The organism is Dapis hubbardiae BLCC-M172 (assembly GCF_050016015.1).
Lineage (GTDB): Bacteria > Cyanobacteriota > Cyanobacteriia > Cyanobacteriales > Microcoleaceae > Trichodesmium.
In genome coordinates this window covers 9,417-24,113 of the sequence record NZ_JBNHEQ010000254.1, presented here as the reverse complement: position 1 = coordinate 24,113, position 14,697 = coordinate 9,417, and the positions used below count along the sequence as shown (strand labels likewise).

Sequence of the window (14,697 nt, the reverse complement as noted above, 5' to 3'; positions counted from 1 at the left end):
TTTTAGTGGATTAAAATGATATGAGACATCAAATTAAAATTATACAATGTCGTTAACTTTGGATGTTTGAATAGCAGCATCAACTAAATACTCAATTATAGTCATTTCACTTTAGATTGAGATAAAGCTTCCTTGCCATGAGGGAGTTTCAGACGAAAAAACGTCTCATTTTTAAGTTAAACTACTATATTGTCAAATCTGTATAACTAGCAAAACCTAATCTACCTTGATAAATTAATCTCAGAGCCACCCCTTTTTTAGCTTTAGTTTGTAGAGATTTTAAACGATTATTTTCACATTTTATGGGGGTATCCTCGGTTGATAAATAGTAAATTTCTACAGCTTCAGCTTTTCCACTAGCAAGTTTAAGAATTTGCTCTAAAGTTGACTCACTCACAATAATAGACCTCTTACAAAAGTAAAAGATTTTTTCGTACATTTTTCTCGAAAATCTCTTACCGAAAAATAACGGTTTAAAGCCTCTCCTTTAAAGAATAAAAAAGAAAAAAAATCCCCTTTAACCAATCCTATTATTTTCAATAATTAATAATTATTAATTATTGAACAATTCCCCATTCCCTATTCCCTACTTCTGCAAGGAGTCTAACCTTTATTTAATTTTAAAATTAGAATTCTTCATAACTTGCTGTAGCAGCCTGCTCATTATCACGTTTAGAACCGAGTAAGTCTAGTTGGTATACTCTAATTACTGGCTTAGAACGATTTGCTCCCGTATTACGATCTTGCCAATAATCAAACTTCAACGAGCCTTTTACCCCTATCAAGCTACCTTTACGAACATAGTCAGCAGCAACCTCTGCTTTTCTATCCCAAATTTCCAAATTGAACCAGTCTGGTTGGTCATTCTTACTAGAACGACGATTTACGGCCAAAGTTAAATTACAAACTACACTGCCTGATTCAAAATATTTAACATCAGGATCTCCACCTGCCCTACCAACCAAAGTTACAACATTTAAACTCATAGACTATAGAATATATTAATTAATTTCTAATTTTACCAAAAAACAGGGTTTAAGTCCTCACCCTTGTAAAGCAAATTTATATTATAATATAAATTCTCATAAGGGATATCTAACACTCTAAAAACCTATCTTATATAATCAATAGAGATAGCAAACAATAGAGAAAACAAGTTTTTTTGAGCCCGTGAACTGTACAAAATGGCATATAGGAATAGGTTTTATAAGTAGAGAGAAACCTTGGAAAAAACACTATATGTGGATTAGATATCGCCAGGTATTTCATTATAAGTAGTTTCAGTGAACTACGAATTCTGGATTTTCAGAATAATCTCCTGGCTTTTGTCAAACTTATAACTATATCCTAAGAGGACTAATTACTCAAGCAACTCCTAAATCAAATACTTCCTCCGGATTTTGTCCCTATTGTGTCGCACTAAGAAACCAAGGACAGTTAAACTTGCTTATATCATTTTTGATACAGTCCTAGTAGACTGAGGAATATATCATAAAATACACCTCAGCTATATTTCTTTATAAATTATTAAATAAACTTAAGATTTGATTTTGGGGGTCAAAATCTAGTGGGTCTGATAAATAGGTTTTCCTTGTCTCGGGACATGGGAATTGACTTGGGTACTGCGAATACACTTGTATATGTATCTGGTAAAGGTATTGTTCTTCAAGAGCCATCTGTAGTAGCTATTGACCAGGAGCAAAAAACTTCTATTGCAGTGGGAGAAGAAGCTAAAAGGATGTTAGGGCGAACTCCTTCTAATGTAATTGCGATGAGACCTCTAAGAGATGGGGTCATTGCTGATTTTGATACAGCAGAATTAATGCTGAAACATTTTATCAGGCGAGTCCATGAAGGAAAAACTTTAGTATCTCCAAGAATTGTTATTGGCATTCCTAGTGGAGTAACTGGCGTAGAAAGACGAGCTGTAATGGAAGCTGCTTCTCAAGCTGGTGCTAGGGATGTACGGTTAATTGATGAACCTGTTGCTGCTGCTATTGGTGCGGGGTTGCCTGTAGCCGAACCTACTGGCAATATGATTGTGGATATTGGTGGGGGAACTACAGAAGTTGCTGTTCTGAGTTTACAAGGGACAGTTCTGAGTGAGTCTGTGCGTGTAGCTGGAGATGAATTGAATGATGCTGTTACTCAGTATATGAAAAAAGTCCATAACTTGGTCATAGGTGAGCGAACTGCGGAAGATATTAAGATTAAATTGGGTTCAGCTTATCCGACTCAGGATGATAATGAGGCATCAATGGAAGTTAGGGGTATACATCTATTATCTGGTTTACCTAGAACTGTCACAGTCAAAGCAGCAGAAATTCGAGAAAGTATGACTGAACCTTTATCTAAAATTATAGAGGCGGTTAAGCGAACTTTGGAACGCACTCCCCCTGAACTAGCAGCAGATATTATCGATCGGGGTATTATGTTAGCTGGTGGTGGTGCTTTGTTAAAGGGGATAGATACTTTAATTAGCCATGAGACTGGCATTATCACTCATATTGCAGCAGACCCACTTTGTTGTGTAGTTTTGGGTACTGGCCGTGTTTTGGAGAATTTTAAACAGCTTGAAAGGTTTTTCAGTGGGCAAGCTCGCTAAGGTCTGGTTATGTTATTTGAGTACGGACTAAAGGGCTTTTCTGGGATAGTTTTTTTGATTAGAACTTAAAGATTATTATGTTAAGTCTGCTTAATACATCTATAAGTTCACTAAGACTATTAATTGCTAATATAGCATTTCTAAGTAAGCTTGAGGTACAGTTGTCTTTTTTATTTTCTGTTCCCTAGTTTCCTAAAACGTAGAATTTTGTACCTCACGCTTTTTCGGAATTATTAATAGCCAATGGTTAATTATATTTTTCAGAATTAAATGTTAGACCAAGCGTGAAAAAAGAATGTTATAAATAATCAGGGTAATTAAAATAATTTGATTGGGTTTCCCTTTGATTAAAAAGGGATATTCAAGCCAATAAATAATATTTCAACTATTTATTCTTACTCCTGACTCCTGTCTCCTCAGTGGCAGCCTAAATATTTGTAGCAAAAATTTATCAAACTGGTATTAGCTATTAGCAAATATATTTATTCAGGAAAAATATTCAATTACAGAAGTTCCTGCTTTTGACTTCAACCAGCAGTAAAAAATCTAAAGTAGTAGAGATTTTAAAAAGGTTTTACTAATGCAAACATTGCGTCGTCGAGGCTTAAAAATGATGCGAAAAGCTGCATTGTTAGTTTTAGCAGTGAGTGCAGCTTTTTGGGTTAGACAAACTCAAGCTTCTTTATTTTTTGAAATTTATAATTGGCTTAGTCTACCATTTCAACCTAGCCCTGTTCAACAAGAAATATTAGTTAATGCTCGAATCAAAGAACTAGAAATTAAATTACAAGAATTAGAGCAACAAAATAAGAGTCTCACACAACTTTTGAATTATACAAAAACTAAAAATGTGAAAGGAGTAGTAGCTCCTGTGATAGGTAGAAGTGCAGATTATTGGTGGAAAAAAGTAACCTTGGGCAGAGGTAGTAAAGACGGTATTCAAGAAGGTTTTATTGTGATGGGAACTGGTGGTTTAGTAGGTAGAATAATTAGCGTTACACCTAATACTAGCCAGGTATTATTAGTTAGCGATCCAACCAGTAAAGTTGGTGTGGGAATTATTCGTAGTCGTCAGATGGGTTTTATGAAGGGTCAGGATGATGATACGGCTGTGATGGAATTTTTTGATGATGTTCCTGATATTAAAGTTGGTGATTCTGTATCTACTTCTGCTTATAGTCAATTGTTTCCAGCAGGTTGGCCTGTAGGAACAGTTGAATCGATTAATTTGACTAATACTCCTGCTCCAGAAGCTATTGTTAAGTTATCGGCGCCACTGAATATTTTGGAATGGGTTAATGTTTATCCAAATAAACAGAATAAACCAGAAAGTTAATAAAATAGCAATTAGCAATTAGGAGTCAGTTATGAGCAATCAGTTTTTTTGATTTTTCTCTTGCTCTATCCCTTGAGGAGGTTAGTTATTGTATTTCATAAAAATTCAAATGCAGCATCTTTGTCAGCAAAATACTGTTAATAAATTATAGAGATTTGCCCAGCAATATTTTTCTCACCCAATCAGTTTTCTTTGGCTAAAATTTATATCATATTCTGGTTGAATATTTATGAATAAATAATAGTAAATAAGGAATAATAAACTGAGTTCAATAATTAATAATTACCTATTCTTAAAAAGAAGAATAGGATTTGATAAAAAGATTTTTTTCTTTTTTATCTTTGTAGGGCGACAGCCCGTGGCGCAGCTAAGGTGAGGCTTTAAACCTTAATTTTTCGGTAATAGTCGAAATAAAGGGGAGAATTAGGGCGGATAATTTTATTAAGAATTAATTCAAAAAACTTGATATGATTTTCTATTTTTATTGTTTATCAAATAATTAAAAGAGTTACGAGTTCTCGAAGGGTATAGTGGGAAAAGAGCGACCTGTCATTTCAGTTATCAGTTAACAGTTAACAGTTAACAGTTAACAGTATCTCCTGCAATAGGGATGCTTGAAATAGTGAATTTTATTTTTTTATTCCCTTTAAAGAGGAGGCTATTGACCTAATTTTATTGGTCATTTCAGTTATCAGTTATCAATTGTCAAAAATTGAATAATTAGCTTCTTGACAACCTATTTAAAATTATTAAATTATTAAAGGTACTTTCTCATCAGATGTCTAATCTATCTCAGCAAATAATTTTCAAATTACTAATCACAATTACCTCAGTAGTGCTTTGTGCATTACTATTACTTACTCGTATTCCTGGAATGGAGATTTTGGGAATTGGACCTAACTGGTTATTAATTTGGGTAGTTACTTGGAGTAGCCATAGCTCCATTATAGGAGGTTTAGTGGCTGGCTTAGTTTTAGGATTAATTCAAGATGCCATGACAGCTCCTTATCCTACCCATATTATTCCTTTAGCTTTTGCTGGATTTGTCACAGCTTTTTTACAGAAAAAACGCTACATTCAGGAAGATTTTATTTCTATAGCCTTAGTGACATTTATTATGGCTATTATTGCAGAAACTTTCATGGCAATACAGTTTGGATTAATTGGTAATCAAAGCTTTGCAGAAATTTGGAGTCAGCATAAGCAAGTTGCTTTGGGTTCTGCTGTTATTAGTAGTCTTTGGGCTCCTGTTTTGTATTTCCCTCTGAGTCAATTTTGGAAAGTCAAGAATAACTAATTAGTATGTTTTAAGTGATTGATTTTAGCTCAATTAACTAATCATTGAAGAAAGAGTCAGGAATCTGGAGAAAGAATTATAGGGATTTTCAAATAGATTATATTAGATATAACCTACATTCCCCACGACAAAATGTATTATAAAGAGCCAGTAGTCAATAATCAGTAATCAGTAGTCAGTAGGGAATGATGGGTAGCTTACATCTGGCTAAATTAAGTATTTATGCTCAAGATTTTTCTGAGAATTTGACTTGACTCGAAAGGTAAATGAATAGGATATCTTCAGTATAAATACTTACCAAGCCACCATGTTTTATACTAATTTTAATGCTACAAGTTGACGTGCGGAACGTGGGATATAAAACAGAGCCAAAACTACATTATTTTTAGGGAATTTATCGGAATGCATGATTTTTTGCTACATCACGAACAATTTTTCAAATATTCTATCAAAATCCTACTTTAGGATATCAATTTTCAAAATTACAGCAATTTTTAGGATAGTCAAGTACAGTTTAATACTAATTTATACTCCCTATTACCTATTCCCTAAAATCCTAAAAAGATAGTTATACTAAAACAGTGAATAGCTAAAGAACCAAGAATACGGAGCTATTTGCTACTACAATTGTAGGGAATGTCTCACCATAACCTTGTAGATTAAACATTGCTCAATCACCAGTTTAACTATCTACTAAACACAACTTAATTTAAGAATATTTTTTGAAACTGTTATTATACTGTTAAGTATCTGTAAAAAATTAGCTATGCATTTTTTATCTCCAAGGAGTACCGAAATATCTACCAATCAATCAAAACATTATTCAATATCTAAAACAATCATCTTCTCTAATATTTATACCCTGTAAATTTTGCATCTCATCCTTGAAAAAAGTAGTAAAGTGACACACCTTAAATATTGGTTGATAAAAATTCTCAGATTTTGATATAACAAAGATTAAACTAATACAGCTAAAATACTAGATTAGTAGTGTTAGTTTCGTAGTGTAAATCAGAAATAATAAAATAAACTATGATTGTTCAAATTATCAACTAAAAAAGAGTAGCTGTCTATGCTAAAAAGTACAGACTTTGAAAATCAGTCAGAAATTAGTCGAGTAAAAGTGCTAAGTGAAGCACTACCTTACATTCAAAAATTTGCTGGTCGTAAGATAGTCGTGAAATACGGTGGTGCGGCCATGAAAGATAGTAGTCTAAAAGATCAAGTAATTAGAGACATTGTATTATTATCTTGTGTCGGTATACGTCCCATTGTTGTTCATGGTGGCGGTCCAGAAATTAACTCTTGGTTGGGCAAACTAGGAATTGAACCTCAGTTTAAGGATGGTTTGCGGGTTACTGATGCGCCCACAATGGAAGTAGTAGAAATGGTCTTGGTGGGAAAAGTCAATAAAGAAATTGTTTCTTTAATTAATCAAGCTGGTGGATGTGCAGTGGGTTTGTGTGGCAAGGATGCCAACTTAATTAAAGCGCGTCCCGAAGGAAGTGAAGGAATTGGTTTTGTTGGAGAAGTTAGTAACGTTAAAATAGAGATTTTACAATCCCTAGTTGATAATGGCTATATCCCAGTGGTATCTACAGTAGCGACGGATGAGCAAGGACAAGCTTACAATATTAATGCTGATACAGTGGCAGGTGAAATTGCTGCGGCTATGGATGCAGAAAAGTTAATTCTCCTGACAGATACAGCCGGAATTTTAGAAGATTATCATAATCCAGATAGTTTAATTGTTAAGTTAGATATTCAAGAAGCAAGAGGATTAATTGAAAAAGGAATTGTATCTGGTGGAATGATTCCTAAAGTAAATTGTTGTGTCCGGAGTTTAGCTCAGGGGGTTCGAGCAGCTCATATTCTTGATGGTCGAGTTCCCCATGTACTTTTACAGGAAATATTTACAGATGCTGGAGTTGGCTCAATGATAGTAAGTAACTTAGGATTAATTTCAGAGTAGAGTATCTGAATTAGTTTCTTGACTATCAACTTCTTGCTTTGTCCAGGAATCTGAATTTAGACTAGAATCTTCAGTAGTAGTAGGATTGAGACTCCCTGCAATAAATTTACAGGGATTCTAGAGGTCTAGAAAAGACGGGATAAATCCACGTCTTTTCTAGGTTACTCTAGTTAAGGGGACTCCCATTGACCCCATCCTCTAAACCGTCCCCATCCATTACAGATACAGCTTTCTGAAGGTCGAGAGGACATGAAAAACCCAACCATTGACCTATATTCTGACTTGCGTTCCAGTCTGCGTCACAGTTATAACCATCAAATCCTCTAAACCAGTGGCGATTTCGCTTGCCTAACACCCCATTTCTATGATCTGATTTACTGGTATAAGGTGCTGGAATTGATTCTACAATCACACCTGCTTTGATTGCTTTATAACGAGTTAATTGTTCGAGCTGATCATAAGCCCAACTATCACGGTTATTTCCGGCATCAGACTTAGCTTTTCTCGATTGCTTTGAGGTTTGTCTAATACCAGATAAATCCTCAAATCTTAAACCCATTTGATAGTATGACGCCAACTCAACCAACTGCTTAGAAATGCAGTGGTTTATATAGGTTATGATTCGTCTTTCTTTAGACTCTAACCGCTTAATTACCTTGCGCTTTTTAGCCTTTTGCAATGCTTTTCTAATTCTTTGATAGTGTCTTCTTAGATGTTTAATTTGACGACCATCCCAGAATTTGCCAAAGCTTTGAGGCAATGATGCAACGGCAATACGGTTTTGACCTCTATCTACCCCGATCCAGCCTTTAATCTCCCTAGGCTCAGGAACATCCATTGAGACACTAATTAAGACATACCAAATACCTTTTTTAGACTTCCATAGCTTAAGACTGCCTTTTTTAGCCTCTGTGGCCATGATTTGGTCTAAAACTTCGGCATAACTGGATTGATGAATAGCTAGAGGGACGCGCTTTTTAACTCCTCTTACAATTGAAAAAGCAACTGAATAAGTGTCACCTTTCTTCTGAATACACCACCCCTGATTATTAATTTCAAGTGGCAAAAACTGAAACTTCTTGACTTTAGTTGATGCACAAGCATTACGAATGGTTTGATTAATCCATCCTGACCCAATCTCAACGTGATTAAAGTCTTTGCTAGTGAACTTTCTTCTATCCGTTTTAGGGATTTCTAAAAGTTGATTAGCAATACTTGTGTTCAACTCAGTTAGTCGGTCAAACTCTTGTGCCTTGCACTGGTTTAACCGATAAAAAGGTAGCTTAAGTGTTAGGGTTAAAATAGCCATGCTAATTACTTTAACAAATATCTTGCACAAGAGTGTAAGATTATTTGAGAAAAGGATACGAATAGTTTTAACCATTCGGTCGGACTTCATCCATCGCTTAAAAGACGATGGCTTTCATACTCCCGTGTTATTTTTGGTAAGGAGAATGACTCTTATTACTATTCTTGTGATAAGATAAAGAACTATGGTTTGATGGTATCCTCGTATTTTCTTTTGCTTGTGGTTTACAATTAAAAGTTTTCCAAGCTACTTTAATACCAGCAAAAATACTTTTAGTAGTAGTTTTCGCTTGTTTCGTTTGTTGGCGAACATTACTTAGACTTTGATCGACTTGCTTGACAATTTCTCCTGCACTTTGAACACCATCATTTACATCATCAGTTAACTCACTAATTTCTATACCAGTAAGACGAATTGCTTCTAAGGTTGGTGGTAGTTCACGATCTAGGGTATCAGCTAGTTTTTCTATGCTACGAGCTGCTCTTGCTAAGGCCAACATCGCAGGTAAAGTGACAATTAATACAGTTGTCAGGCTCAATGCAACCAGTAATAAGGATAGTCCTAACCAAAACAGAGGGTTATTCACAGGTATTTCGCCTAAGCAGGGGAATGATAATTTCCTATACCTGGATTATCTTAACAAGAATGAGTGCTTTTGGAACTCCGATAATTCTGAGAAAAAGTTTATAACTTTAACCTTTCCTGTCTATTACTACTGAAACTTCAGAATTTTTTGTCTCTGTTTGAGATAATATTTCTCTCTCTTTTTGACTCGCTTCTAATCCAGCAGCGATCGCTTCTTTGAGTCTTTCTAAGATTTCTTCCCAAGAATTAGTAGCAGAGTCTGAAAAACGGTCTGTTTGAAATTTGAAACTGGTGGACAAGTCTGTTACAAGTTGTGGAATAGCTGATGCTGATTTTTTTACCAACTGTCTTGTTTTTTTGCCTGTTCTTGGGGCCATTAATAACCCTGTTGCTGTACCTATGGCTGAACCTAGGAGTAAACCGCTGATAAATAACCCAGATTTTTTATTGGACATTTTTACAATGTATATATCTAGAAAACTTATTCTTATAGTAGATATATATTAATATATTGAGGATAAAAATTTTGATTTTGGCACTTCAGAGTCCTTAGTTACAAAGCTCTTGGGCAAAAAAATAAATCCACATTACTTTAGTAAAATTCTACTATAACGATGCCATATTCTTCTGAGCAACCAAAACATGGCTATTACTTGCTGCACCTGTTGAACTTGTAAATTCAGTTGTTGATATAGTTGTCGTAGTTGATTTACCCTTTGCAATCGAAGTTGTAATAATTTTGGTGTTTTGGTAAGTATTTTATCTGTGCAATTGTCTATTAAGCTAAGATTGCGTTCAACTTCTAACAATATTTGCCTAAATATCCAGATTTTCCAAGCTAGGTAAAAGCCAAAAATTGATATAATTATATTTACTTCAATTACTAACCACAGCATCTTTCACTCCACTGAAAAATTTCGAGAATAACACTAACAAGTAGTCTAATCATAATCAATACCTGGTGTTTTACGACCGATTCCTAAAATACCTTTCACAACTTGAATTTTTACCGTAAATATGCAGCCTAATATTGCAGGATGTTGGACGGGAGCAAGTAGTGAAAAAAATCTCAAGTCAAATTCACAGAAAGTTTGGAGAAATAGCTCCAGAAGTTCAGACTCAGATAGAGCAGTTATCTCTAGAAAAATTAGATACTTTAGGTGATGAAATTTTTGATTTAGCAACTATAGTAGATTTGGAAAACTGGATAGCTAATCAACAACTAAAATAGATAAGTATGGGGAGGGATGTATAGCTCATCCAAAATCCGAAAATCCTTTTGAGAAAAAGTTAAGATGAAACGTCGATATTTTGTCCTGTCTTCAGTTAGTTTCGGGTTGGTCATAGGGTGTACTTCCCCAAAAACGAAAGATTACCCTCAGCCATCAGTCGAACTATCCACCGATCCTGTAAATTCTACTATTGCCGTATCGTCCAACAAAACTGATGAATCTAAGATTGCCAATGTCACAGAGCCGATTTTTGCGGAAAATGGAGTTGCCATTCGAGGTGCTGACCCAGTTGCCTATTTTCAAGTAGCTCAACCTGTCCAAGGAAATAAACAATTTACTCACAACTGGATGGGTGTAAATTGGTGGTTTTCTAGTGCCAAAAATCGCGACTTGTTTGCAGCTTCCCCAGAGCAATATGCCCCACAGTATGGAGGTTTCTGTGCTTTTGCAGTTGCCAATGGATACACAGCCCCTATCGTTCCAGAAGCCTGGAGCATTGTCGAAGGGAAGCTATATCTCAATTTCAGTTTAAGGGTTCGCGCTAGATGGGAACGAGATATTCCAGGCAATATTGCCCGCGCCAATAAAAACTGGCCTGCTGCTGCCGCCAACTTTCGGGGATAAAGCTCTAGTTGCTTGGTTATGATGTACTACAGCTTATAATGAAATTTTTTGTCTAGACAAGCTACTACAATAATGAACTATTTTAGTTAGGTCACTCCAGTAGGATGGATTTAGGAATTTTTCCTAAATTAACTACAGCGTATGACATCTATAATCTTTAGAAATATTAGAGAAATAATTAAATGCCAGGAGGCGGACTTGAACCGCCGACACGAGGATTTTCAGTCCTCTGCTCTACCAACTGAGCTATCCCGGCTTTTTTTTCACTTTTACTATAGTAGCAGACTAAATATAATTTGACAAGTGCTTGAGCAATTTTTTTTTATTATTAGCTGTAATGCTGACTAGATAATAATTTTAGCTTAGTTTGCCCAATTAAAAACAAGTCAAAAGTCAAAAGTCAGAATTAAAGTAAGGAAGTTATTTAATAGTATACCTAGTTAGGAAAGGAAGTCAAGAGTCAAAAGTTAAGAATTAAAGCAATGAGATGACCAGAGGTACTGATAACTGATAATACCAATTTCAAAAAAGAATGTTATAAATAGTTTCAAACTTTTATACCAAATCCAATGAGAGTAATACCAATTTCATCAACTTAGGCTACACTACTTATCTTATTCTTTATGTGAAATAATTTCCTAAAATTACGCTCTGCATCAAAGTTTTAAGCTGATAAAATCTTACTTTTAACTTTTGTAGGGGCTAATGGCCATTAGCTACGCATAACTTTCCTAAGGTCATGCTCCGCATTTCCTGACGGAATGCTCCGCTTTCCATGTCGGCTCAAGCGCCGAAACGTTTTATATGTCGCTCCGCGTTTAGCGGAACGCTAAACTTTCCTGACGGAATGCTCCGCAAACGTTAACGCTACGCGACATGAAAAAGGGAGTTGTGCGATAGCAAAACGCCCCTACGACTTTTGACTTCCGTGAAACGGTATAAGGAGATATTCACAAAATTCAAAATTATTATCAGACAAGGATTTGGATATTTAGGTAACTACCCTACAATAACCGGATTTGGTATTAGATATGAAATAATTGCCTGAAATTATTGTAGGGTCAAAGTTTTGAGCCTATAAAATCTTAATGCATGACTTTTGTACGGGCGAATGGCCATTCGCCCCTACGACTTTTAACTTCCGTGCAACGGTATGACTGATAACTGAAATGACTTTTATCTCCTTTAACTACGCTATATTTTTATTAATAGTATTAGGAATCTACTGGTCAATGTCACGACAGTCTTGGCGAGTATTAATCCTCTTAGTTGCGAGTTTAATTTTCTACGCTACTATTCAACCCCAATATATTCCATTACTATTAATAATTACCCTATTAAATTTTTACCTTGCTCAAGCTATTGGGGAACCGAAAGACTGGCGCATTGCCAATACAAAATGGAACCGCCGTCGCTTACTACTATTGTGGTTAGGTATAGTCTCTAATATTTTACTTTTATTAAGCTTTAAATATATACCTTTTATACTAAACAGTATTGGCATAATTTACAATTTACCCAATATTTTAGAAACTGCTAATTGGTTTGAAAATAATCTGATAGCTCCTTTAGGATTAAGTTTTTTTTGTTTTGAATGTCTGGCTTATTTAATTGACATTTATCGAGGTGCCCCTCCTGCTGCTTCTTGGCTAGAATTTACATCTTATAAATTATTTTTTCCCAAACTTATTTCTGGTCCGATTACTCGTTATCATTATTTGCAAAATCAGCTAGGAATGACTAGCAGAAAAAATAGTCAAGTTTCAGTTAAAATACCAGTCTTAAAATTCCCAAATTTAGAACAAATTACGGAAGGAATTTGGTTAATTGCAACTGGGGCAGTAAAAAAAGCTTTAATAGCTGATAATTTAGGAATTTTTGTAGAGCTGAGTTTTGGTAATTTACAAAGAGCAGGAAGTGGTGATTTATGGTTAGCAACAGTTGCTTATGGATTACAACTTTATCTTGATTTTACTGCCTATGTTGATATTGCTCGTGGTAGTGCTTTTTTAATGGGTTTAAGTTTGCCACAAAATTTTGATTTTCCTTATTTTAGTACGAGTATTTCAGAATTTTGGCGAAGGTGGCATATAACTTTAGGAGATTGGTTGAGGAATTATTTGTATTTTCCATTAGGAGGTTCGAGGGTAGGATTATTTCGTACTTGTTTGAACTTATTAATTGTGATGTTAATTGCTGGTATTTGGCATGGTGCTAGTTGGGGGTTTATTGTTTGGGGTGTTTTGCATGGTTTGGCATTAGTAATTCATCGGTTAGTAGAGGCGGTTTCTCAAGAACTTAAAGTACAGAAAATCTGGGAAAGTTGGTCGGGAATTTTGATAAGTTGGTTATTAACTCAGAGTATGGTTTTTGGGGGGTGGATATTTTTTAGATTGCCAAATTTGAGAGATTCTTTTTGGGTAATTTATCATTGGTGGGGTTATGATGCGGATGTTCAATTTGCTGATAAAGTTTATCTGGAAGCAATGGGTTTGGAAAGGTTACAGTTGGTTTGGTTAATTTGTGGAGTTGTGGTGCTTATGGCAGTTAATTATTGGTTTCATCGGGGTTTAAAATTACAGTTAAATTGGCAGTTGAAAGTTTTATTAGTGCCTGTATTTTTCTTTGTTGTTTGGTTGTTGGCGCCAGAAGGTTTACCTTATATTTATTTTGATTTTTAGAGAAAGAAGGAAGAAGTAAGAAGGAAGAATTAAGAAGTAAAAAGGAATAAATAAGAAGGAATAAATAAGAAGGAATAAATAAGAAGGAAGAAGTAAGAAGTAAGAAGGAAGAAGGAAGAAGTAAAAAGGAAGAAGTAAAAAGGAAGAAGGAAGAAGGAAGAAGTAAGAAGGAAGAAGGAAGAAGTAAGAAGGAAGAAGTAAGAATAATCTAAGTATTCAGCTTTCTTTTCTGGGGAATGCTGCACAAACAAGACTTTTAATTCTCCGAAGAAGGAAGAATTCATTAATTGATAATTGATAATGGATAATTGATAATTACCTCTCCCTTTTAGGGAGAGGATTGACACTTAACAGGAAAAGATTTATTTTTTTCCCCTTGAAAGGGGAGGCTTCAAGGCGTGAATGATCTAATTATTTAATTGTTTAATTATTAATTATTTCGGTAAGAAGAATGTAAGTATTCAGCTATTAGCTTTTCAAAGAATCAAGAAACGACTAAGATTAGGTCATAACCTTTTTCTTTTCTGGGGAATGCTGCACAAACAAGACTTTTAATTCTCCGAAGAAGGAAGAATTCATTAATTGATAATTGATAATGGATAATTGATAATTACCTCTCCCTTTTAGGGAGAGGATTGACACTTAACAGGAAAAGATTTATTTTTTTCCCCTTGAAAGGGGAGGCTTCAAGGCGTGAATGATCTAATTATTTAATTGTTTAATTATTAATTATTTCGGTAAGAAGAATGTAAGTATTCAGCTATTAGCTTTTCAAAGAATCAAGAAACGACTAAGGTTAGGTCATAACCTTTTTCTTTTTCTAACGAAGCTTTTTCAAACTTTTGTTTAACTTCAGCAACTTATTTTTGTTTACCTTGTGTTGATAAATTTTCTGCTAATCCAAATCAAGACAAACCATTATTTAGATGCTGTTGTAAATCTTGACGATAAGCTGCTTACTTATTCTATAATTCCCATTTTTCCTGACTCCTAACCTACCAAAAAGAGTTATTCAGCAAACCCTAATTATCCATTATTCATTTCGTTTACTTATTC

13 protein-coding genes and 1 tRNA gene are annotated in these 14,697 nt (G+C 34.7%); 7 read left to right on the top strand and 7 right to left on the bottom strand.

All coding sequences use genetic code 11. The annotated features are described in order from the left end of the window. Positions 1-184 precede the first annotated feature (184 nt). Both ACP6PK_RS23745 and ACP6PK_RS23740 read right to left on the bottom strand, forming a co-directional pair. A complete protein-coding gene (locus ACP6PK_RS23745) occupies positions 185-397 on the bottom strand; it encodes a PmbA/TldA family metallopeptidase (RefSeq protein ID WP_426563229.1) in 213 nt (70 codons plus the stop codon). 229 nt (positions 398-626) lie between these two features. After that, entirely contained in the window at positions 627-986 is a 360-nt protein-coding gene (locus tag ACP6PK_RS23740) for a single-stranded DNA-binding protein (RefSeq protein WP_426563227.1), read from the bottom strand. 617 nt (positions 987-1,603) lie between these two features. On the opposite strand from ACP6PK_RS23740, the gene ACP6PK_RS23735 reads away from it, so the two are divergent. The 4 genes from ACP6PK_RS23735 (at position 1,604) to argB (ending at position 7,210) form a co-directional block, all read left to right on the top strand. Beyond that, positions 1,604-2,605 (top strand): rod shape-determining protein, encoded by a 1,002-nt coding sequence (locus ACP6PK_RS23735; protein WP_094671426.1) that lies wholly within the window; start codon positions 1,604-1,606, stop codon positions 2,603-2,605. A 580-nt stretch (positions 2,606-3,185) separates the two neighbouring features. Beyond that, positions 3,186-3,941: a rod shape-determining protein MreC gene (mreC, locus tag ACP6PK_RS23730; RefSeq protein ID WP_094671697.1), complete on the top strand. Its 756-nt coding sequence runs from the start codon at positions 3,186-3,188 to the stop codon at positions 3,939-3,941. Between the two features lie 778 nt (positions 3,942-4,719). Further along, positions 4,720-5,238 (top strand): rod shape-determining protein MreD, encoded by a 519-nt coding sequence (gene mreD / locus ACP6PK_RS23725; RefSeq protein WP_094671696.1) that lies wholly within the window; start codon positions 4,720-4,722, stop codon positions 5,236-5,238. 1,072 nt (positions 5,239-6,310) lie between these two features. Then, entirely contained in the window at positions 6,311-7,210 is a 900-nt protein-coding gene (gene argB, locus ACP6PK_RS23720; RefSeq protein WP_094672533.1) for an acetylglutamate kinase, read from the top strand. A gap of 166 nt (positions 7,211-7,376) precedes the next feature. On the opposite strand, the gene ACP6PK_RS23715 is transcribed toward argB, so the two are convergent. The 4 genes from ACP6PK_RS23715 to ACP6PK_RS23700 form a co-directional block, all read right to left on the bottom strand. Then, positions 7,377-8,519 carry an RNA-guided endonuclease TnpB family protein gene (locus ACP6PK_RS23715; protein ID WP_426563224.1) on the bottom strand — a complete coding sequence of 381 codons (1,143 nt, stop codon included), beginning with the start codon at positions 8,517-8,519 and terminating at the stop codon, positions 7,377-7,379. Between the two features lie 127 nt (positions 8,520-8,646). After that, positions 8,647-9,105, bottom strand: a complete 459-nt coding sequence (locus ACP6PK_RS23710) for a DUF948 domain-containing protein (RefSeq protein ID WP_210407326.1) — start codon at positions 9,103-9,105, stop codon at positions 8,647-8,649. Between the two features lie 106 nt (positions 9,106-9,211). Further along, positions 9,212-9,559: a YtxH domain-containing protein gene (locus ACP6PK_RS23705; RefSeq protein WP_426563222.1), complete on the bottom strand. Its 348-nt coding sequence runs from the start codon at positions 9,557-9,559 to the stop codon at positions 9,212-9,214. Positions 9,560-9,691: 132 nt separating this feature from the next. Next, the gene (locus ACP6PK_RS23700) at positions 9,692-10,000 is read right to left on the bottom strand and encodes a hypothetical protein (protein WP_426563220.1); all 309 of its coding nucleotides are present in this window, start codon (positions 9,998-10,000) and stop codon (positions 9,692-9,694) included. 161 nt (positions 10,001-10,161) lie between these two features. Between ACP6PK_RS23700 and ACP6PK_RS23695 the strand changes: the two genes are divergently transcribed. Both ACP6PK_RS23695 and ACP6PK_RS23690 read left to right on the top strand, forming a co-directional pair. After that, a complete protein-coding gene (locus ACP6PK_RS23695) occupies positions 10,162-10,335 on the top strand; it encodes a DUF4351 domain-containing protein (protein WP_094672534.1) in 174 nt (57 codons plus the stop codon). 64 nt (positions 10,336-10,399) lie between these two features. Continuing rightward, positions 10,400-10,960 (top strand): YHS domain-containing (seleno)protein, encoded by a 561-nt coding sequence (locus ACP6PK_RS23690; RefSeq protein WP_094672530.1) that lies wholly within the window; start codon positions 10,400-10,402, stop codon positions 10,958-10,960. 183 nt (positions 10,961-11,143) lie between these two features. On the opposite strand, the gene ACP6PK_RS23685 is transcribed toward ACP6PK_RS23690, so the two are convergent. Continuing rightward, positions 11,144-11,216: transfer RNA gene (locus ACP6PK_RS23685), tRNA-Phe, on the bottom strand. A gap of 913 nt (positions 11,217-12,129) precedes the next feature. Here ACP6PK_RS23685 and ACP6PK_RS23680 point away from each other — a divergent pair. Further along, a complete protein-coding gene (locus ACP6PK_RS23680) occupies positions 12,130-13,641 on the top strand; it encodes an MBOAT family O-acyltransferase (protein WP_094671698.1) in 1,512 nt (503 codons plus the stop codon). The last annotated feature ends 1,056 nt before the right edge of the window (positions 13,642-14,697 follow it).